This window comes from Paenibacillus sp. HWE-109, from assembly GCF_022163125.1.
Lineage (GTDB): Bacteria > Bacillota > Bacilli > Paenibacillales > NBRC-103111 > Paenibacillus_E.
This window is the reverse complement of sequence record NZ_CP091881.1, coordinates 8,087,137-8,108,236: the sequence shown is the minus strand read 5'-3', so window position 1 is coordinate 8,108,236 and position 21,100 is coordinate 8,087,137. Positions and strand designations below refer to the sequence as shown.

Sequence of the window (21,100 nt, the reverse complement as noted above, 5' to 3'; positions counted from 1 at the left end):
ATTTGGGTTCACTTCCTATCGTTCTTCCGGCGGAGCAGGAGCAAGGAACACATGAAAACGGCCGCGAGAACAGCCCCGCTTAAATAAGCATTCTGAAATCCTGCAACGGCGTAGGTTATCTGTGTCCCGACAGGAGCAGAAGTGCTCCCCATGGAGATGGAGATGAAGATCGCGACCCCAACGGCTCCACCCAGGTTGCGAAACATAGCGAACGTGCCGGAAGCGATGGATAATTGGTCTTCAGGGATGGAATAAGTGCTTAACGTCAGACTGGCGACCGCGAGCATGCCTATCCCCATTCCTGCGAATGCCATGTAAATCATAAATAGCGCTATAGATGATTCCAAATCAAGTGTTCCGAGCAAACTAAAACTGCTAATCGTAATTGTGTAGCCGAGAAGGAGTGGGATGAGACTGCCGCGTTTATCGATCATTTTGCCAATGAAAGGTGCAATGAGAAGTAGACTGACAGATAGAGGAGTAATCATTAGAGATGCTTTAAGTGTGCTGAATTGCATCATGCGTGTTAAAAAAAGCGGAGAAATAATCATAGTTCCCATTAATAAAATACCGCCTAGCAGATTCGTAAGAATGCCTGCGAGATATTGGCGATTGCTGAAAATGGCAAGTTCCAATAAGGGTTCAGCTCTGATTCCCTGTGCCCAAATGAATCCGCCAAGCAGCAACACGGACAAGATAAATTGCCACCATGTGTCCCTGTTCAACCAACCTGTCTCCGTTACCTGAAGGAAACCGTTAATTAAGAGAAATAATCCCATACTGAGTATGATAATACTGAGCCAATCCAGCTTGCCTGGTTGTACGTGATCTTGATAAGACGTAAATCCACTCTTTAACAAGAATAGCGCGCAAAGTATAACAGGAATGTTGAGATAGAACACCCACCGCCAACCGAATACTTCCGTAATGCCGCCGCCTAAGCTGGGGCCTACGGCAATCGCTAGAGCACCTACAGCACTCCATATCCCCATCGCTGCTCCTACTTTTTCTTTGGGAACCACAGAGCGAACCAGACTCATACTCGCCGGTATGGCCATCGCTCCGCTAATGCCTTGTAACACTCTAGCCGTAAGGAGCCAAGCAGCATTAGGTGCCAGGGCACAGAGCAAGGAGCTTAGCATGAACATAACGAGCCCCCAGGCATACAGCCGTTTTTTCCCGTAGAGGTCAGCCAATTTCCCCATGAAGATTAAGAGGATAGCGACTGTCATCGTATAGGCGTTAATGATCCAAGCAGCCGTTCTGAGCTTAATGGCCAACTGGTCGATCATGCTGGGCAGGGCAATATTTACAACCGTACTGTCCAGGAAAATAACGAACAAACCCAGCGAGATGATGAAGACTTGACTCATTCCTGATGCCGTGGAGGCAGAAGCCTTAATCTCGGACTGCATACGCAACTCACCTTCCATTGGTCATAAAAGACGTCCAACCACCGTTGCATACTTCTGACTCAACCACAGATGGTTGAACGTTTCTAGCGTGAGATCCTGGCTGTGGCTTATTTCGATCTCTTGCGCATCATTCTCACAATGACAAACGCGCAACAGCACACAACCAAACATCCAACAACAATCATCGTTGTCGTAGACAATGTAGTTCCTCCCTTCCTATCTCCTTTTTACCGTCGCATTAATTCTGGGCAACAGCATTCGGTTGATAATCGTAAGCATTAAGGGCATTGATGCCATGCGTCAGGACGTATCCAGCATTCGCTACACCGCCGACGAGCACCCCTTCCATAAGCTCCTCCTTAGTTCCACCCAATGCTTTGAACTTCTTCGTATGGCTGTCGATACTATACGCGCATCCGTTGACGTGAGAAACAACCACGGCAATCAATTGCTTGGTTTTGGCATCGATGGCACCGTCCTTCATCGCGTTCGATTGGAATTGATCGAAGGCAGCGAACGTCTCTGGACGCGTTTGTTTAACAAGAGGCAGTTTATCTGCATTCGTCGTTTCGTAAAGCTCATTGACTACGAGGTCATGCATCGTATTCCAGGCATTCACACTATGAAACAAGACAGTTTCAGCATTCACTGCTCCTGCGACCAGAATAGCTTCCACGATCTCTTCCACGGAACCTTCTTGTTTCTTGAACTTCCCTGTGTGAACGTCGATGCAGTAAGGACAGCCTGTGACATGTGTAATGGCTACGGCTATTAATTCCTTCGTTCTGGACGAGATTGCGTTCCCCGCAAAGGCTTCCCCCATGAATTGGAAAAATGAGTTAGCTCCTTGTGGTACAATCTGTTGCAGTTCCGGTACTCTCTTCAAATTGCTGCGCTCATACAAAGAATTGGAATTTTTATGTTCCATTTACACATTCCTCCATTTATTAGTTTTCATTTGTTATTATATCTAACTTAATGGTATCTGTAAATAATTTAATATCTAACTTTATATATTTAAATCCGCTTCCACTTCTTGCTCCAATACATGATCCAACCAGCGGTATAACAAATCAAACAGCCAAAAAACTTAGGCTTTAACAAGGTACTGCGAGGGTTAATTGGACACGATTTCATATTCAACACCTCCTCATTTTAGTTAGATATCTAAACATATAATAGTCAATCATTCTTTTTTTGTCAATGTTTACCACAAAAAATAAGCGACCATCCCCTAGAGGATTGGCCACCTTCGCATCATACCGCTATCTCTGCAATAATCTCTTCTTCCAAAATAAATTGAATCTGATCCCGAAAAACTCTCATCTGATGGTGATTGAACAAATATTGCCCAATGGCTTCAAACAGATTGCCTTCCGTCAGAATTTGGGAGCGGCCTCCCGCGAATACTTCCGCGGAAAAGCCTAAATCCTCGTCCCACATCAGCTCTACGTCAACCTCTGTAGGCTTGAGCCCTTTGCGTTCCGCCATATTCAAACAGACGGCATTCACGATGTCTTGTTCCGTTAAACGCATCCTTAGTACCTCGGGTTATCTTGATTAGTCTTCTTCCTGTTTCTGAAGAATGAGATCACCTTCATAACAACAACGATCAAGACAACAACGGCAAGTACGTTCACCAATAATCCGAGTATATTACCCAGGATGCCCATGCCGCCGAATAGGCCGCCAAACAACAAACCTGCCATCCCGCCGATGAGCAACCCTTTCATCAAACCGCCGCTGAAGAAGCCAGGTTTCTTGGTTGTTGTTGCAGCACCAGGTGTTTTGGTTGTCGAGCTGCTTGGCTCATTTTTTGAAACGTTATTAGCAGGCGCCTTTTGTTGCTCAGTCGGTGTATAGCTCTTGCGCGGCGCTTTATAAGATGACTTCGCTTCAACCAGTGTAGGTATCGTAAAAGAGAACACCAGCATACTTGCCATAATCAGCATTACTAATTTCTTAAACATTGTGTCATGACCTCCAGGTAAAGTTAATATGAAAGTTTGATCACTTTCGTCTTATTCTATACGTCTGAGCCTAGATTTGGTTTCAGTATGAACAAAAGCGGCCAATCCGCCGAAGGATTAGCCGCCTTTTTTTATCTATAGAAATTCCGAATCCAGCGATGCGGCTTCAAATTCGCAAGCTGCTCCTGGGTCAATCCTTGTCCGTCACCAACCCGCATATTGTTCTCCACATTCCGAACGGAGCGCATACCTGGAATGACCGTTGAAACAGCCGGATGGCTAAGCACATATCGCAGAGCGATTTCTGGCATTTGCTCAACAGCGATATCCAGATCAGCAGCGATCTGCTGAACGCGATCATACACCTGCTGCTTGCGGTCGCCTTGGAAATAGTTATTGCGGAAGTCACCTTCACTGAATGTCGTGTCAGGCGTAATCCGGCCCGTCAAGCCGCCTTCATCCAGCGAGACTCGGACAATAACGCCAACATTATGCGCCGCGCAGGCAGGGAGCAATTGATCTTCCGGACTTTGTTCGAAAATGTTGTAAATGACCTGCACCGTATCCACAAGCCCCGATTCAATCAGCTTAATGCCGTTGTTCGGTTGATGATCGTTAATCGATATGCCAAAGTGGCGGATCTTCCCTTGCTCTTTGAGCTTGCGAATCCCTTCGAGCCAATCTCCTTGACCCACCCACTCGTCCGACCAGACATGAAACTGCTGGACATCGATCGTATCCAAGCCCAAGTTGCGCAGGCTTTGCTCTGTACTGGCAATGACATGTTCCGCCGTGAACGCCTCAGCCACCGGCACCCCGTCCCCAGCTGGCCATTGTCTGTTGATGGGAGGGATCTTCGTCGCAACATAGATCGGCTTATCGTGAGCCCTAACCACTTGCCCGACAAGTTTTTCACTGTGCCCATTTCCATAACCCAACGCAGTATCAATAAAATTCAGCCCCAGCTCAATGGAACGATTCAGCGCCTCGATCGACTCGTCATCAGATGCCCCTATCCATGCCGTTTTGCCGATTCCCCATGCGCCGTACCCGATTTCCGATATCTGCAACCCTGTTTTCCCAAGAGTTCTATAGTTCATTTGCTCAGCCTCCATCGATCAACTTTGCTTTCAACTGCTATTATACAGGGAAAGCAAAATCTGCATAAGAACTGAAAAAGTTGTCAGTTAGTAACTTTGGCGTAAGTAGCAGGGAAATACGATCGAAAACGACCAATACTATTTCAGTTCTTTAAAGGTACTTATAATGCTCCGAACATCCAACAACATTTTATCGTATTCTTTGGAGTCCACTTGAGCATCAATATCCCCCTGATAAATGGCTTCGGTCGGGTTCTCTTTAACGAGAACGTTCCCATTAACAACTGCAAGTTTTTTGAATGGAACTGGTTGATCTTTCCCTCCATGATCCCACCATTCATTCCACTCTTTTTCAGAACCCCAGATACTTATTTGAAACCCTAATTTTTTATTTGTATAGACCAATGGTACTTTTGCATCATTCGAAGATCCTGATGAAACAGAGTCGGAAATTCCATTCCATATCTCATTTACCGACTTCATACTGCTCTTGATATTCTTATATTTAATTTCGAACTCGGCATGATCTCCCATTGCATATGGCACACCTAAGCTAATTCCTAAAGCCTCATCTGTGAAATAAAAATTGGCATTTTTAAATGTTTCCAGCAATTCAGTTATCGAATATTTCTCCAAATATCCCTCTTGATAAATTGGACTTACCGATTGAAATGTACCTGTTTGGAAAAACTCCATAAACTTTTTATCTACATGTATAATATCGAATAACTTAATAACAGTCCCTTTATTGACATTAATATTAGTAACAAAAAACACATTATAAGGATGAGCAGCATTTTTGAAATTGGCAATTCCCGTATATTGAATGCTAATCATTTTTTCCCTATTTAGTTTGATACTATAATCAATATTTAATGAAGATAACTCTACTTCCCCATTTTTATACTGCTTTAAAAGCTGCATCGCTTCTTCTCTTATTAAAGAGTTAATTACTTGTTGTTTACTGGTATCCTTTATATTTGTAATTTGAGGGAATTTTATTTCAACGTTTGCTTTTGTATCAATATAGCTTTCTTTCTTTATTTCTAAGTATGCTTGTTTGACCCCTCCTGCTGAGTTCTCCAGAATAATAGGCACCTCATTTTTGGGCATTGGAGACTCCTGTTGAGGTTCCGGATTTATGGGTTTAGTCGTACCGTTCAGAGTTTCTGAAGGAAGGTTAGCACTGTTCCCACTATTTTTTTCTGAACTGATCCTTGTACTGCAAGAGGATTGTAAGAAACAAAATAATATTAACAGCGTAAGAAAACTAATTTTTTTAAACATAAGTGAGAATCTCCTGCCTATTCACCCAGACTGTAATCTATCGTCGATCGGATGCCACAAACTCTTAACAAAATACTGTGGGAGCATCGTAAGTATATTCGTTTTGAGCCAAGATTGAACTCAATTAAACGTACTTTTGAGTTCGCATCTCGGTATATATTAGCCGCAATACACTAGGATAACAGATTTTATATATGTGGTAAATAAAGGGATGCTTAAATCTTTATACCTATATTTGATCATCCTAGCAATCTCTGATAAGATCATCTAGGAAAATACTACTATTTTTAGGGGATGACAAGGGAAATGAAGCTCAAAAAAATTGGACTAACATTATTATCATTCATGATTACCTTATCTGTATCACAATCCGTTTATGCCCATTCAGGCAGAACAGATGCCAATGGAGGTCATAATTGTTCGGCAGCCTCTAAGGCTAAGGGCTTGTGTACGGGATATCATTATCACAACGGTGGATCTTCATCGGGCAGCAGCGGTGGCGGTTCTTCATCCGGGGGATCAACTTCAAATAATAAACCAGCAGAACCCGTCGAAACTGTCCCTAGCGGACAAGTCAAAGTTAGTAAGCCGACCTACAGTATCTATGTAAATGGGACTTCCGTTCCTAATTCATCCTTGAAATACCCTATCATTTCGTATAAGGATATTACTTATTTCCCTATGACTTATAAATTTACACAGGCGCTTGCTCTGGAAACAGTATGGGATGCGGACGTAGGATTTGTAATTCGTAAAACTGCAAACAAAGCTGGTAAGCTCGAATTAGACAGCGGCTCCACAAGCGCAAACTTGTATGCCAGCAAACCCGATTTCAATATCTATGTAAACGATGTCTGGATTGATAATAATGCCGAAGAGTACCCTTTATTGGTATTAAATGATGTTACTTATTTCCCAATGACCTGGCACTACGCCGTGGATGAATTAGGTTTGACCATTAAGCTTGAGAATAATGCTTTTTATATTTCAAAATAATAACTTGCAGAGGAAGAGCCTGTCACAATCGGTAAAAGGAAAGAGGCTGACTCTAGTGGCCAATCGACCTTGAGGCAGGCTTCTTTACGAACTCAATAACCTTTATTTGCTCAAAATGGTCCAACTAGAAAATCTAACGAAGCATAGATGTGTTATTCGAATCAAAAGCTCACCTAACTGCCATTACGGTACCTCATAACGCCAATTCAGTTCGTTAGATCGCCAAAGTAGCCATTTTCTCACCTATAAGCATCATTCAGTTCGTTAGATCGCCAAAGAAGCCATTTTCTCACCTATAAGCATCATTCGGTTCGTTAGAGTGACAGATTAATTGTGAGCCGGCTCGGCGTTGCTCAGCTCTGCACGTAAGGTTGTTTTTCAGCCTTACAGTTACCACTTTAGCCTCAGTCGCCTCTGTAACGCTGAATTTCAACCTTAACCGACCTGAAATGCCGTTCACGCATCACTTTCTCTATCTATAAGGCTGTTTTTCAGCGTTACAAATCCCATTTGAGCCCTAGACGCTCTCGTAACGCTGAATTTCAACCTTAACCCACCCGCGAAATGCCAATTACTTGCTCTTTCTCTGCCATAGATGCTCAGCTGCATCATGAGCGGCCACAACAGGGCCAATCGACCTTGAGCGCCCACCCTTACGATCTCAATACACCTTATTTGCTCAGAATTCCCCCCACCCCCACCAAATTGCCCACCTCCGCCAAAAAGACCAAAAAGGCCACTCCCTAGGTTTCAACCACAGGAGGCAGCCTCTTTCGTTCCACTTCAAGCAATAAACTCCGCCATAATCCGGCTAATATCAAAAGGTGTAATCCCTTCATTCACAGAAAACACCGTCTGCGCACACTCGGCGCGCTCCACGACTTGCCCCCTAGCCATAGCATGCAGCATGAATAAATCATGCAAGGTAGGCTTCTTCAAAGTAGTCATGGCCTTCCCCATCAGGACCATCCCTTTTTGATTCTCCTCGACATTGTTGCAGTAGTAAGGATGCTTCTTCAGGGCCAAGTCGCACCAAATGATCTCCCGCTCCACCAAATCCAGAATAACTGGTATCGCAATCCTCGTATCTGCGGCTAGATCGATGCGATCCAGCACCGTCGAAGGTTCAAAAATCTCCCCCGAACTCGGATACTTCCTCATCATCCAACCCGCGTAACACTCCGGCAGCTCACAGTAAGGCTGTTCCGTGAACGAGTTCAGCGATGCGACAATGTAGCGTCCACCATATTTCACAATAGAAGGAATATCCATATCGATGAACTCACAAGCGCCATGAGGAGCTGAAGTAATATCCCCGCTGTGAGCAGCCTTATATTGATCGGAGCGCAGATTCGTGTAGGAGATATGCTCCACATACTGCCATTTCTCATCATACATCACAGCCGAGAGGTCAATATCCACTCTTCCTGTATGCTTGCCGTTAACAGTCCCTTCCTTCCACCATAAGAAAAAGCGGATCGTGTCCCCTTCCGGCATCTCCAGCCGACTGCCGCGAACGAGGGTACGCAGTGCCTTACTCGCCGACCTTTGAGCAAACGGCATCACATACCGCCTCAACCTCTCATCCACATAAACGTCTCCAAGTGAGGGAAGCTCGGAGAACCGCTTCATTAACGTGCTTTGACATATTTGCACAATCGCCTCACACGTTTCGGCTTCAATCTCGGGCAGCGTGTTCTGGATCGCTACGGCTTTACCTACATTTCCTTTTGGGAAAAATGTCCGCAGATCCTGCCTTTCATTCCGATGCTGAAAATGAGCCATCACTTGCAGCAGCACCGGCGTTGACACATCCGCGGCAACTGCAGCGAACTTTGCCACCATTGGGAGGGCAGACTCGCTGATCCTAAGCAAATGATCCAGTCGTCTGGCGAACTCGCCAGCGCGATTCTTCAATAGATCGGCTGCCAAACCTGCATCCATCTGGCGGAGCGCATGCTCAACTTTGCCGCCAAACGTTGCATAGGGCTTATTATTGCGCAGGATGTCGAAAGCTTCCTTACAGCCCTCATACTTATGCTTGTATTCAGCAGGATGCAGGATTTCTCCGAGACGGATCCAGCGATTTTTGTAGCGCAGCATATCCTCAACCTTGTTCCCGCATGCCTCTAACAACTCCAAAAGCAAGCGCCTCTCTGGGCGTCTGAACTTCCGGAACTGCGTATTCGTTGCAAGGCTTACGTCCCCATCCGACAATGCAGCGGCTAATCGCAGGATATCCGTTGCCGTTTTCAGGTATTTTCCGATGAGCTTAATGTCGGCCTTCTCATATTTAAGAAGCGCGGCTACGACGAATCCCACATTTTCTTTTAAAGGGATCTCGTCCGGCAGCACCGTACTCAAATCCTCATAAGTGGCAATAACCCACTCCACATCTTCCTTATCCGCCTCGGATATCGAACCGTTCGCTCCAATCAGATTCCGAATAACCTGATCAAAATCTTCCGAACTCCCTAAATCAATCATGGTCAAATCAACCTGATCCAATAAGGGCAGTCTCTCCAGCGCAGCATGCTCGGGCAATTTCAGCGTTAAATAATGATGGATCGCTTGCAAATAAAGCTCTGCATCACTTGCCATCATCACTTGTTGCGGAAAATTGGGATACATAGGCCGGAACACGGCATTCGCCCCTACGAGCGACTTCAAATCCTCCACCAATGGATGATACATGTCTAGAAACTCATCAACCGACAACGTTTGAAGAACGTCTATCAGCCTTTTCGAAAAGGTAAATCCTAAGTACTCTACATTTTTCATTGCTGTTGCGATGTATGTCAGAGGAAGACGGTTATGACCAGGATGCACCATGATCTTCCTATTTCTTCTTAGATAAATGGTATTTCTCATTGCGGCATAACGCCTCCTCTTAAGATTATGATTCAATCAGGGAACTTGCCTCTCTAGGTCGCCAATGATTTGAGAAGGAAGAGAGGCAATAGCCTGATTCGTTGTCACTTCTGGAAAGCTGCCGCCCTAAGATCAGGGTTTGGAGAAGGAAGGACGGCAATAGCCTGAAGTAACGTCATCATCCCATATTTTGGAGGGGGTGAACATGGTGGAAGTATGGCGATGATATAAATTGCGAACAAGCAACTGGCAAAACAAAAAACCACCGCCGCTTAATTCGGGGGAGGTTAAAGGAAATTGAGCCTAGATTTTTATGATAGGAATTGTAAGTTCCTCATGCGCAATCCCTACGAATAGTTCCGGCTAACTTGGCATTTTCGGAAGTTACTTCTACAGATCTTCCTCACGAGATCTTTTCACTTCGTCGAGCAGTTCTTTGCCTCTTTCAGGAGATAACATCCCAGCTGCCTCAAGAAGATCATCTACGGAATAATCATCATCTTGGGCTTCAACTGTTTGCTTATCAAGATCAATAAGTACTCGGGCATTATTTATATTTAGTTTTTGAAGCATTAATTTAATTGCACTTGCCGTCTGAAAATCAATTTTAAGGGAGATTCAGTTTTTAATGGGAATTTCTTTCTCAAAAAATACGATAGATGCGATTTCCTTATCATTTATAACATTTTCAAAAGTTTTGATCGTAAGCATTTGGTCATTTAGATAATCTAGCACATGCAATCCAGTAAAAATGCTAGTTGTTTCTGAGGTACCATCTTTATAGTTTATCGTGATAGGGTAATTATCCGAATATTCATTTTGACCCATTTCCTTTAATCTACCGGCGGCTTCGTTAATTTCATTCAATGATCTACTTTGAATCTTTAAAGAAATCGAAATTGGCGAGACGGAGATCGTTTCTAATACTGCCCCATAACCAAACATGGCAATGTTTTGATCTATCTGATAAAGGTTAGAGTACTCCTTGAAATCCAGCTTAAAAGCCGTTTCCCAAAAACCTGGAATGACCGTTTTATAAATCCCTGGAAGCGGATCCGCTGCTTGTAAATCTTTGAATTTGAAATGAACTGTTTGGCCCGCTATTGAATTTTTGGTCATAATATTCATGACCAAGCTAATTTTATTGTCAATAGGATTTCCATCGTCGAGCACCTTAAATCCTATACTCTGATAGTCCTGATCCGTCGTAATCATGTTATCCTCAAAACGGTATCGCGCTGCATTTAAAACAGTGCCTTCTGGCGCAGTAAAGTTCATTATGATATAGGTCAGATTGCTGTCGCCGATAACTTGCTTAATGGTAAGCGAGCCATTCTCGTTTGCCACTTGTTTGTCAACCACATAAGCGCCATTTGATAAATATTCTGCCTGCTCATTATTTACTGGGTTAAGAAATTTTAAAAATGTTTTATCTAATCCCGTATATGCCGCAGCAAAAGCTGTTGTCGTTAAGCAAACCATCAGCACAGCTGCCAATACTACAGATCTTGCGCGTTTCACGGGTGTAAATCCTCTGCGCCTTGTATTTTCGTTCTGACTTTGCGCTAGAATGTTCTGAAACATTTTTTCTTTTTGTTCGGTTGTGGGCGTAAGGGCTTCGAACAGCCGATTAATATTTTTGTTGCTCAAGATAGTTCACTCCCAAATCAATTTTAAGGCGTTTGCGGCCTCTGGATAGTTGTGTTTGGATCGTGCTTTCTTTGTGTCCTAACATCTCTGATAATTCTTTTACCGAGTACTCCTCGAAATAGTAAAGATATAAAACTGTTTTGTACTTTTCCGGAAGTGAAAGCAGTCTTGCAAGCACCTTTCCCGATGGCTCATGACCATTCCAAGAAGAAACTTCCGGTAAAGCATTTAGAGCCACACGACGGGTTGTCCACCAATTTTTAAGAACGTCTTTACAGTGATTTCTGGTGGTTACTATCAACCACGCTTTTTCATGTTCGTGGTCATTGAAGACCATTTGAGATTTGATCAGTTTTAAAAATACAGATTGAACAGCGTCTTCTGCATCAACGGGATTTTTCAAATAGATATAGCACAGCCTGTAAACTTGATCGACATGCCGTTGATAGAGTTCAGCCAACTCTTTATCCGTACGCAATAAAGAATTGTTTTCCATTTATTCGCCTCCTAAATACAACACGATCGATGACTCGAAAATATCCCATTACCCTGATTTCTGTTTATGAACTCATCCAAGCTTACTCTCGCAAAAAAAAAAGCGACCTCGAACCATTCGAGGTCACTCTTTTGCTTTTACAGGTTTCCTTAAGCGAATTGCTTCGGATTAGGACCATACTTGTTCGTATTAGACTCACTGTCTTGGCAGTTGAATACGATAAGAATAATAGAGCCGATAAATGGGATTAAACTAATTAAAACCCACCAAGCGCTCCTCCCCGTATCATGCAGTCTCCGAAAAGAAACAGCAAGCGACGGCAAAAGAACTGCCAAAGAATACAGCAAAGGTAAAACGGAGTTCAGTCCAATTATTGTATCCAAGATGACTAGAATTGTACTAGCGATCGCATTGAAGAGCAGAAACATCCAGTATTCCTTGCGTCGTGCTCTGCCTGAAAACCCTACATAATCTTTTAATACCTTTAAATACCATCCCATTTGAAATCCCCCTTAATCGTCATAAAAACCTATGAAATAATTGCTGTCGACTTTATCTTACAACATTTTGAGCAAAAAAGGATAAAGTTTTACATAATTCTCGATAAAGATTGTGTAAAATTCGACATTTTTCTGTATTACGGTATGCTAAACAGGGTCTCGAAAGAAGAAAAACTCTCCCTTCCGTTGCAGGAAGGAGAGCATTATTTGTCATCTACTTACCAAGATCCATCTGCCACTCCAGTTGGCGAAATGGACTGTTCTTCGCTGCAAACCACTTTTTGATTAAAGCCTGATTCGTTTGCACATAAGTCGGGGAGGTTTCCGCCGCATCGAACTGGCTTCCGGCCACATAAGCCGCAACATACTCTTCCCATCCGGAATAGGATTGCTGGATAAGCTGCGCTACATGCTGCATACGATTAAGGCCTTCTTGTTTGGTCAAGTACCTAAGCGTGATCCCCACACGGCACAAATACAAATACTGGGCATAATCATAAGCCGCGATGCCATCTTCGGGCAGCTTCCTGCAGTAGTAATTGACAATAGAAATCCTGATCGTCTCTTTTTGCTTTTTGGGCAAGGATTGGACATAGTCCATCCGGTCTGTCTCTGAGAGGGCCGACAAGCGGTGACGGATGTCAAGATACGACTGCCTGTTTCCTTCTTGAAGCAGCCATCCCAGCTTGGATTTCAAACCTTGCGCGTTATGAATCTGCCACTCTTCGCTCAATCGGTTGGTCAACCGCTTTTTAGCCAGAATAGAGTCCCTCAAGAATCCATACTTGTACATTGTAAAATAATACGCCAAACGGCCTTTCAGGCAGACCGCCGTCAGTGCCCGCATATACAGTTGCCTGTCCTTTGCCTTGCGGTTTTGCCATATCGTCATGGATGTAGCTCCGTCATTTAGAATTGAACTGCTCTGTATGTTCTCCTGATTTCCCGAATCAAGAGAGCTAAGATACAACAGATAAGTCCTGCATACACGTATAATGCTTTTGGTGCCCGCCATTCTTCCGGAAGAGGGGGAGGTATATTTGTCATAACCAGCTCATCTTCATCTCTAGCCTCGATATACGTATCGACATTCAGGTTATCGAGATAGGAATCGAATCTCGAATCGTTGCTGATCCTGCTCTCCACCGCCTTCAACATGTCTGGTGACGCAATCTCGGTAGCCCTGCCCTTTAATTTAAACACCGGGGGCTTGTACAAAGCTGCAGACCAATGATGAATGTTTCCTGTAAAAATAACAGTCTTATCGTTCAGATAACCCAAGCATACATAACCATAATCCGGACTTATCCCCTCAACTTCGTTAAAACCCGGGTAAATGGCTTTGGTAGTTCCACTGCTTTCATCCCGTATATAATCGGAGTACATATCTGGACATTTAACCATCGTAAGCCCCACGATAATGGTCTGTTTCTGTTGCCCAGATCGTTTTAAATCTTCCTGTGTTTGAACCTCTACGGCGCTTTGCGTCGTGGATATGACTTTCGGTCCTGCTGGTTCCGCAATTGGAGCGCTATCCTTACTCAATGTCCCATTTAGGAAAAGCAGACCAATGACAAGCAACAAACCGTAGATCCATGTTCTTCTCAGCAGAATATGCAGGAACATAGCCGTCGCGCCTATCCAAGCGGGTTTTCCAAGCTCATTGAATAGGGGGGCTAAAACCTGTTTGTCAGGCTTTTCGGATCTAGCCATCAGCGACTCTGCCAATTGCGCATTGACTTGTGCCAGTCCGGTAGTTGCTTCGAAATCATAGGGATCTTGATTAAGCACTTGTATATAAAGTGTTTTGGCGTGCTCCATCTCGCCCAGCATCATGTAGCACCTCGCCTGCAGGCAAAGAGCGTGCAAACTCTCCGGCTTGCGGGAGAGAATCTGTTCGCAGTCCCCGATAGCGTCGTGATAGTGCTCGGCACCATATTGGATTTGCGCGCGGTAATAGTATCCATCCAACTCATCGGGGCTGACTCGGATCGCTTGGTTGCACGCAATAAGCGCCCGCTCGGCGTCGCCCATACGCAAGTAATACTCGCACTGCATACGAAGCAGATCCGGGTCGTCCGGATAAATCGCATGCGCCTCCGCCATGCACCTCCCGGCAAGCTTCAGATCATTCACGATCAAAGCATCAAGCGCTTGCTCCCGATAATCTACAAATCTATCGTAGTCCACGCCTTCATACGCTTTAAAATGACTATACCGAAGCTCCCATGGCTGATCCAACTGTTTAAAGATGTAAGTGATTAACCGCTCAGGGAAGCGCCTAAGGAGATACTCCTTCTCTTCCCGCCACCGGAAATTGCTTTCCAGCAGCTGCCAGACGTCCTTGGGAAAATGGTGGTGAGTTTGCAGGAACTGCATGACCCTGTCATTTAACTGCTGTTTGTACCCCACCTGCCATAAGACATCCGAGCTTAACAATAACGTCCACTTCTCGCTATCTATTCGTGAGAAAAAGTGCTGATACAAAGCTTCGAACTGGCCCATAAAATCATTAATCCGCATCGCCATGCTGGGCGCAGGATTGATACTAGTATCTTGCAAACGTACTTTTGGCGGCGGCGGAATTCGCTCATCTAGCAGCGGCTCGCGGTCGGCTTCCTGCTCATGCTCGCGGTCATCCGACTCAAGCACGGGCTCAGGAATCGGAGTATCAAGCCCGGCAGGAACATCCATTGGTTTCTTCCGCTGGGCCTTCGCGTATTTGATGGCTCGGTCATAGGCCTCTCTCAACTTCTGGTACCCTTCCGGGTCCTCCTCCGGATGAAAGATTTTCAGCTTTTGCGCATATGCCTTTTTGATTACGGACTCATCATCCGTTGGACCAATGCCCAGTAGGCTCCACCATGTCACGGCTAATCATGCCACCTCTCCATTTGCGACAGCTTTGCTTTCAATTCTGCGGCGGCTTTTTTGATCTCCATCTCTTTTTGCGTGGCTAGGACGCTTTCGAAGCGGTTTAACCACAACGCGATTTCAGCGCGTTTCTCACTAAGCGATTCTTCATATAGACGCTCACCTTTTGCAAGCAGCAGCCTGTTTTCCGTTCGCTCTCTCGGATGAATCTTAATGTCTTGGAGCATAAGCAGCCGCTCCTCGATCTCTTGCGGGGAAAGGGCACCGGGACTTTTTTCAATGATCATTTTATTTTTAATGCCAGTTTTGACCGTTACGACCTCAACTTCCAAAATTCCATTAATGTCATACGTATAGCGAATGTCGATAGACTGCTCGCCGGCACGGTCAGACGGGATGGCGATATTCATTTCTCCCAGTTTCATGTTGTTTTCAACACGACGGCTCTCGCCTTGATAGATTTCGAGACGAATGCTTGTCTGATAGTCGGCAATTGTACATACACGCTCGACTTTGCTGACCGGAATAGGCGTATTACGCTCTATGATAGGAAGAAAATAACCGGACTCATGCTTCCCGTTCCCCAACATTTCTGCCACCGAGGTACCCAGGGTATACGGACATACATCCGTTAAAATAATCTCTTGAAGCGCTTCATTCCTCTCTTTCAAGGCAACCTGAATCGCAGCACCCAAAGCGACGGCTTCATCAGGATTAATGTGCAAATAAGGCAGGCGACCGAACATTTTACCGACAACGGATTTGATGACCGGCATGCGTGTGGCGCCGCCAATCAGAATAATCGTATCGAGATCTTCCGGCGAGAGGTCCGCATCCCTGAGCGCACGCTCGATCGGCTGCCGCAAACGAAGCAATAGCGGGGTGACGAGCTTCTCAAAGTCGGCGCGGTCGAGGCTGATTTCATAGGTTTGGCCGCCCATGGCGAAGCTCATTTTGCCCACATTGTTTTGTCCCAGCGCGCGTTTGCACAATTCGGCCTGCTTGTGAATGGCAGAACGGGCCTTCGTGTCCAGCTGCTGAACATCAATACCTTGAGAGTCGACAAAATGGGAAGCTAATATCTGGGTAAAATCTTCACCGCCTAAGTAATTGTCGCCCGCAATCGACTTCACTTCCATAACGCCTTCAAACAACTCCAGAATCGACACGTCAAAAGTCCCGCCACCCAAGTCGAAAACGAGAAACTTCGTTTCCGCTTCTTTTTGGTGCAGGCCGTAGGAAATGGCCGCAGCCGTCGGCTCGCTCAGAAGCCGCTCCACCTTCAGCCCCGCGAGTTCGGCAGCCCGCTTCGTCGCTTTGCGCTGGGTATCATTGAAATAGGCCGGAACGCTAATGACCGCTTCCGTCACCTGCTCGCCCAGGAAATCCTCCGCGTCCCCTTTCAAAGCCCTAATTACAAAAGAGGACAATTCTTCCGGCGAGAATGAATATTTGCCTAATTGAAACATTTTCTCTGTGCCCATGTGTCGTTTAAACGTAGATACGGTTACCTGCGGATGCGTAATGAGCCGTTCTTTGGCAATCTGCCCGACCAGAATCTCACCATTCTCATCCACACTAATCACAGATGGTGTCAAATGTTCCCCAAGTACATTCGGTATAATAGCAGGACCATTATCCGTCCAATAAGCAACAAGGCTATTCGTCGTTCCCAAATCGATTCCTATCGTAGTCATAGCTGCAATCCCCGTTTTCATGAAATAATTAGCACTAGTTATATCGGATAATTATACCATTTTTGTTACACTGTCGGCATTTTGGGATGCATACGAAAAAGGCGTTTATGCATTAATTATGCAAAACGCCGAGAATCGGTATGGTTAATCATCTATTTATACGTTTCGAACATTATGTCATACTCTTAGTGGTGAAACTTAATTCCCTCTATTTTTCCATGCTAAATATTGAATAATAGTAGAAGGAAACAAATGCCTTGCCCCATATTTGTCCCTTGCATATTTTCTCAGGTGGCTCTCTATGAATTTTTCTACATGGGTTAATTCCAAACAAACATATCCATTTTCTATTGTGGCAGAATCTGTAACAAGAACCTTTCCAACTTGGTGAAAATCACCCTCGGCTGTTTGGCTAGTACGTAGTTTTTCAACTATTTTCTCCGTTTTACTTTGACTAAAAAAGCCAAACCTTTGTACACCGTATCTTAGTCTATCTACGTTTCCTAATTTAATCGAATCAAATCGCCCCGATTTGACTTCTACTAGTAGCCCGACGTGTTTATCAGAATTAAAATGATTGAATAACCGTTGATCGGGATCAGCTTTTTTTCCACCAACTTCTTCAAAGGTATATTTATTCCGAATCGCAATCAGATCTATATCTGCATTATGTGAATCATCTAACCCGCGATTATGAAGAACGAAATTGCTCATAACAAAGAAACCATTTAATCGCAAATACCAATATACTAACTCTTCAGCATAATTATTAATGACACATCCACTCGCTTTCGTTTTGTATCTTTTTCAATATCATCGAGTCGTGAAATAAGCGTCTCTCTGAACAAGGCTTTATTTTCTCTTTAACGATAGATATTGTATTCTCCGTATACATCGTCCGCCTGGGAATAGTGCCGAAACACCCACCGTAACGCTGAATTTCAGCGTTAACGAGCGCGAAACGTCCATCCGCCACTCCGTAAGGATGAAAAACAACCTTAAAAGCAGCCGAACCCTGGGAAAAGTGCCGAAACACCCACCGTAACGCTGAATTTCAGCGTTAACGAGCGCGAAACGTCCGTCTGCCACTCCATAAGGATGAAAAACAACCTTAAAGCAGGCGAATCCTAGGGAAAAGTGCCGAAGCACCCACCGTAACTATTGGAAGTTGATTTGTCGGACATCTCTTAAGCTGTTCAATGAGCATAGTTTCCGGACTTTCAAGAGTTATCACATCTAGTGCTGTCATAGCCCCCCGGACAAGTCGATTGTTTCCATGATGAACAGTGGAGCGAACTGATGCCTATCTAAGCGCACACCGTTCATACAACAAAGAAAAGCCCAGAACCTTCGTCCTAGGCTTTCTCACATTATATCGAATAATCCATATCTTTGTTGTTAATTAAATACTTCACAACTCGTTTTACAATATCATTCGCATCTTCTTCAACGGAGGACTTTCTTGCATCCGCTCCGATTTCGATAAACGCTTCACCAATAAGCTCCCGTGCTCCTGCGTACGCGGCATCCGCCGCTACCAACGCAACAAGCCCAGCGTCGTTCATCAATTTCGCCACTTCCGCCAAGCGTTGAGGCGATTCTCCTGCGCCGTTCTCGAGCAGCATCGTATGGTAGCCTCTCGCAACCAAGCGTTTCTCGACTTCCTTCGCAAGCGTTGCAGTCGCCGAAGCTGAGCCGCCAAACCAGATGGTTAGCGGATTTTGACCTTTCTGCTCAGCACGAACATCTCGCGTGACTTCTGCAAGCGACTGCGTCCCTTTGTCGGAGCTTTGCAGTGCCGCATCGATAACGCCGCAAGCGGAAGTCATATTCGTAACGCGATCGATCAGAATAAAGCCGCCGATGCTTTTATTTTGTTCAAACGAATCGAACACGATATCATCCGAAAGCGAAAATTCACATTTCGCCAACTCATTTTTAACTAACTGATGGGTTGGAACCGTATTGCCGGTATTAATATCGATTTTATGCTTAATGGCTGTTACCGTACCCGGCAGCACTTTCGTGCCCACTTTGACCAAATAGTTTTTGCCCGGCGTCAGCACGGAATCATCCATCCAAAGAATCGTTGCGCTAAAGCTATCCGCCTCTTGGATTTTACTATCCTTCGTGAATACACAGCCGCGTGAAACGTCGACTTCCCGATCCAATTGGATCGTAACCGGTTGTCCGGCATAAGCATACTCCCGATCTTGGTCGGTCACCAGGATGCGTTTCACTTTCGCCTTCTCTCGACTAGGCAGCGTCGTCAGCTCATCGCCAACCGCGATACGCCCAGCTTCGATCTGGCCTTGAAAGCCGCGGAACGTATGGTCCGGCCGGCATACCCGCTGAACAGGCATCATAAATTCTTTGGCATTGTCGTTCTGGTGCACATCCACATCTTCCAAATACGGCAGCAAAGCCTTGCCCTCGTACCAAGGAGAATTCGGCGATTTCTTCGTGATGTTATCCCCTTCCGTTGCCGAAACCGGGATGACCTGAATACTTTCAAAGCGGAACTCATCCGTCAACTTCGCGAATTCTTCCCCAATCGCATCAAACTTCTTCGGGTCAAAACCGACCAAATCCATTTTATTCACAGCCAGAACTAGATGTTTAATCCCCATAAGCGCGCAAATCCGAGTGTGCCGCTTGGTTTGTGTAATAACGCCTTTCGTTGCGTCCACAAGGATAATCGCCAGATCCGCAAAAGATGCGCCCACAGCCATGTTACGTGTATATTCTTCATGCCCCGGTGTATCCGCTACAATGAAAGAACGGTGATCCGTCGTAAAATACCGATAAGCCACATCAATCGTAATACCTTGCTCACGCTCGGCTAGCAGCCCGTCAAGCAGTAAGGAATAGTCAATTTTGCCGCCGCGGCTCCCAAGTCTGCTGTCCAGTTCTAATGCTTTCTCCTGGTCGGCGAATAATAGCTTGGCCTCATAAAGCATATGTCCGATTAAGGTGGATTTTCCGTCGTCTACACTTCCGCAAGTAATAAATTTAAGCAGACTTTTCATCTTAGAAATAACCCTCCCGTTTACGTCTTTCCATACTTCCCGCCGCTTCTTGGTCAATTACCCGAGTGGTCCGTTCGGATGAAACCGCACCAAGCGTTTCTTCAATAATGGCATCTATCGTGTCCGCTTCCGACTCGGCTCCACCAGTAAGTGGATAGCAGCCTAATGTGCGAAACCGCATCTTCTTCATTTCAATTTGTTCATGAGGTTCGAGCTTCATGCGATCATCATCTACCAAGATGAGATGTCCGTCGCGTTCGATGACAGGTCTTTCTTGGGCAAAATAGAGCGGCACAATATCAATATTTTCTCGGCGAATGTATTGCCAGATATCTTTCTCTGTCCAGTTGGAGATTGGGAAAACGCGGGTGCTCTCACCTTTATTAATTCTTGTGTTGAAAAGCTTCCACATTTCCGGCCGTTGGTTTTTCGGATCCCAGGCATGATTCTTGTTCCGGAACGAGAAAATCCGCTCCTTCGCGCGCGACTTCTCCTCGTCACGTCTTCCGCCGCCGAACGCAGCCGTAAATCCGTATTTGTCCAACCCCTCTTTTAAGGCTTGGGTTTTCATAATATCCGTATACGCGGAACCATGATCAAATGGGTTAATGCCTTGTTCAATCCCTTCTTGATTGGAGTGAACAATCATTTTGATTCCGAACTCTTTGGCTTTGCGGTCGCGGAATTCAATCATTTCTTTGAACTTCCACGTTGTATCAATATGCATGAAAGGAAACGGCGGCTTCTCCGGATAGAAAGCCTTCAGCGCCAAATGCAGCATCACGGAACTATCCTTCCCGATCGAATACAGCATCACGGGATTCTCACATTCCGCCGCTACTTCTCTGATAATATAAATCGCTTCAGCCTCGAGTTGATCCAGATGCGTCATTTCATCTATAGAATCAAGCATCATTTTTTCCATCGAAAGGTGCCTCCTTTTAATTCTCACTAAATCTATCGGTATTTTCTTATATACTATCAGATTCTAGCTTTTATGCAAAGTGGAAGAAAGTAAAAATCGCTATAATTCTATTATTTTTCTCAAAAATTGCCCTGCTTTTTCTGAAAGAGTTCCTTTACTGGCGTAATAGTCACTGTATGGCATTAAAATCCACTTCGTCACGTCTAGATGGAATGGGGCCAGACAAGCATGGGAAATCGGGCCCCTGTTCATTTTATCCATGAGATCATGAAATATTCTACTCATAATGA

General features: G+C 45.0%; 18 protein-coding genes. 1 reads left to right on the top strand and 17 read right to left on the bottom strand.

What is annotated here, in order from left to right:
• Nucleotides 1-8 precede the first annotated feature (8 nt).
• The 6 genes from LOZ80_RS34990 to LOZ80_RS34965 form a co-directional block, all read right to left on the bottom strand.
• Complete coding sequence (locus tag LOZ80_RS34990; protein WP_238168835.1) at nucleotides 9-1,415, bottom strand: MFS transporter; 1,407 nt, start codon at nucleotides 1,413-1,415, stop codon at nucleotides 9-11.
• Nucleotides 1,416-1,653: 238 nt separating this feature from the next.
• On the bottom strand, nucleotides 1,654-2,343 hold the full coding sequence (locus LOZ80_RS34985; RefSeq protein ID WP_238168834.1) for a carboxymuconolactone decarboxylase family protein: 690 nt from the start codon (nucleotides 2,341-2,343) through the stop codon (nucleotides 1,654-1,656).
• A 329-nt stretch (nucleotides 2,344-2,672) separates the two neighbouring features.
• Nucleotides 2,673-2,951, bottom strand: a complete 279-nt coding sequence (locus tag LOZ80_RS34980) for a YxcD family protein (RefSeq protein WP_238168833.1) — start codon at nucleotides 2,949-2,951, stop codon at nucleotides 2,673-2,675.
• Nucleotides 2,952-2,953: 2 nt separating this feature from the next.
• The gene (locus LOZ80_RS34975; RefSeq protein ID WP_238168832.1) at nucleotides 2,954-3,385 is read right to left on the bottom strand and encodes a hypothetical protein; all 432 of its coding nucleotides are present in this window, start codon (nucleotides 3,383-3,385) and stop codon (nucleotides 2,954-2,956) included.
• A 131-nt stretch (nucleotides 3,386-3,516) separates the two neighbouring features.
• Nucleotides 3,517-4,485 carry an aldo/keto reductase gene (locus LOZ80_RS34970; protein WP_238168831.1) on the bottom strand — a complete coding sequence of 323 codons (969 nt, stop codon included), beginning with the start codon at nucleotides 4,483-4,485 and terminating at the stop codon, nucleotides 3,517-3,519.
• A gap of 138 nt (nucleotides 4,486-4,623) precedes the next feature.
• Nucleotides 4,624-5,772: a DUF4163 domain-containing protein gene (locus LOZ80_RS34965; RefSeq protein WP_238168830.1), complete on the bottom strand. Its 1,149-nt coding sequence runs from the start codon at nucleotides 5,770-5,772 to the stop codon at nucleotides 4,624-4,626.
• A 306-nt stretch (nucleotides 5,773-6,078) separates the two neighbouring features.
• Here LOZ80_RS34965 and LOZ80_RS34960 point away from each other — a divergent pair, with 306 nt between their 5' ends.
• Nucleotides 6,079-6,768: a YHYH domain-containing protein gene (locus LOZ80_RS34960; RefSeq protein WP_238168829.1), complete on the top strand. Its 690-nt coding sequence runs from the start codon at nucleotides 6,079-6,081 to the stop codon at nucleotides 6,766-6,768.
• A 783-nt stretch (nucleotides 6,769-7,551) separates the two neighbouring features.
• Here the strand turns inward: LOZ80_RS34960 and LOZ80_RS34955 are convergent.
• The 11 genes from LOZ80_RS34955 to cysD form a co-directional block, all read right to left on the bottom strand.
• Nucleotides 7,552-9,639, bottom strand: coding sequence for a TerD family protein (locus tag LOZ80_RS34955; protein ID WP_238168828.1), 2,088 nt, complete (start codon nucleotides 9,637-9,639; stop codon nucleotides 7,552-7,554).
• Between the two features lie 390 nt (nucleotides 9,640-10,029).
• Complete coding sequence (locus LOZ80_RS34950; RefSeq protein WP_238168827.1) at nucleotides 10,030-10,212, bottom strand: hypothetical protein; 183 nt, start codon at nucleotides 10,210-10,212, stop codon at nucleotides 10,030-10,032.
• Between the two features lie 45 nt (nucleotides 10,213-10,257).
• The gene (locus LOZ80_RS34945) at nucleotides 10,258-11,289 is read right to left on the bottom strand and encodes a hypothetical protein (RefSeq protein WP_238168826.1); all 1,032 of its coding nucleotides are present in this window, start codon (nucleotides 11,287-11,289) and stop codon (nucleotides 10,258-10,260) included.
• Nucleotides 11,270-11,785, bottom strand: coding sequence for an RNA polymerase sigma factor (locus tag LOZ80_RS34940; RefSeq protein ID WP_238168825.1), 516 nt, complete (start codon nucleotides 11,783-11,785; stop codon nucleotides 11,270-11,272). Before LOZ80_RS34940 ends, LOZ80_RS34945 begins: the two co-directional genes overlap by 20 nt.
• 149 nt (nucleotides 11,786-11,934) lie before the next feature.
• Nucleotides 11,935-12,285: a DUF805 domain-containing protein gene (locus LOZ80_RS34935; protein WP_238168824.1), complete on the bottom strand. Its 351-nt coding sequence runs from the start codon at nucleotides 12,283-12,285 to the stop codon at nucleotides 11,935-11,937.
• A gap of 214 nt (nucleotides 12,286-12,499) precedes the next feature.
• Entirely contained in the window at nucleotides 12,500-13,177 is a 678-nt protein-coding gene (locus LOZ80_RS34930) for a DUF1266 domain-containing protein (protein WP_238168823.1), read from the bottom strand.
• Nucleotides 13,178-13,194: 17 nt separating this feature from the next.
• On the bottom strand, nucleotides 13,195-15,156 hold the full coding sequence (locus tag LOZ80_RS34925; protein WP_238168822.1) for a J domain-containing protein: 1,962 nt from the start codon (nucleotides 15,154-15,156) through the stop codon (nucleotides 13,195-13,197).
• Between the two features lie 2 nt (nucleotides 15,157-15,158).
• Complete coding sequence (locus LOZ80_RS34920) at nucleotides 15,159-16,856, bottom strand: molecular chaperone HscC (protein ID WP_238168821.1); 1,698 nt, start codon at nucleotides 16,854-16,856, stop codon at nucleotides 15,159-15,161.
• Nucleotides 16,857-17,054: 198 nt separating this feature from the next.
• On the bottom strand, nucleotides 17,055-17,570 hold the full coding sequence (locus tag LOZ80_RS34915) for a hypothetical protein (protein WP_238168820.1): 516 nt from the start codon (nucleotides 17,568-17,570) through the stop codon (nucleotides 17,055-17,057).
• A 656-nt stretch (nucleotides 17,571-18,226) separates the two neighbouring features.
• Entirely contained in the window at nucleotides 18,227-19,885 is a 1,659-nt protein-coding gene (locus LOZ80_RS34910; RefSeq protein ID WP_238168819.1) for a GTP-binding protein, read from the bottom strand.
• 1 nt (nucleotide 19,886) lies between these two features.
• Nucleotides 19,887-20,810, bottom strand: a complete 924-nt coding sequence (gene cysD, locus LOZ80_RS34905) for a sulfate adenylyltransferase subunit CysD (protein ID WP_238168818.1) — start codon at nucleotides 20,808-20,810, stop codon at nucleotides 19,887-19,889.
• Between the last annotated feature and the right edge of the window lie 290 nt (nucleotides 20,811-21,100).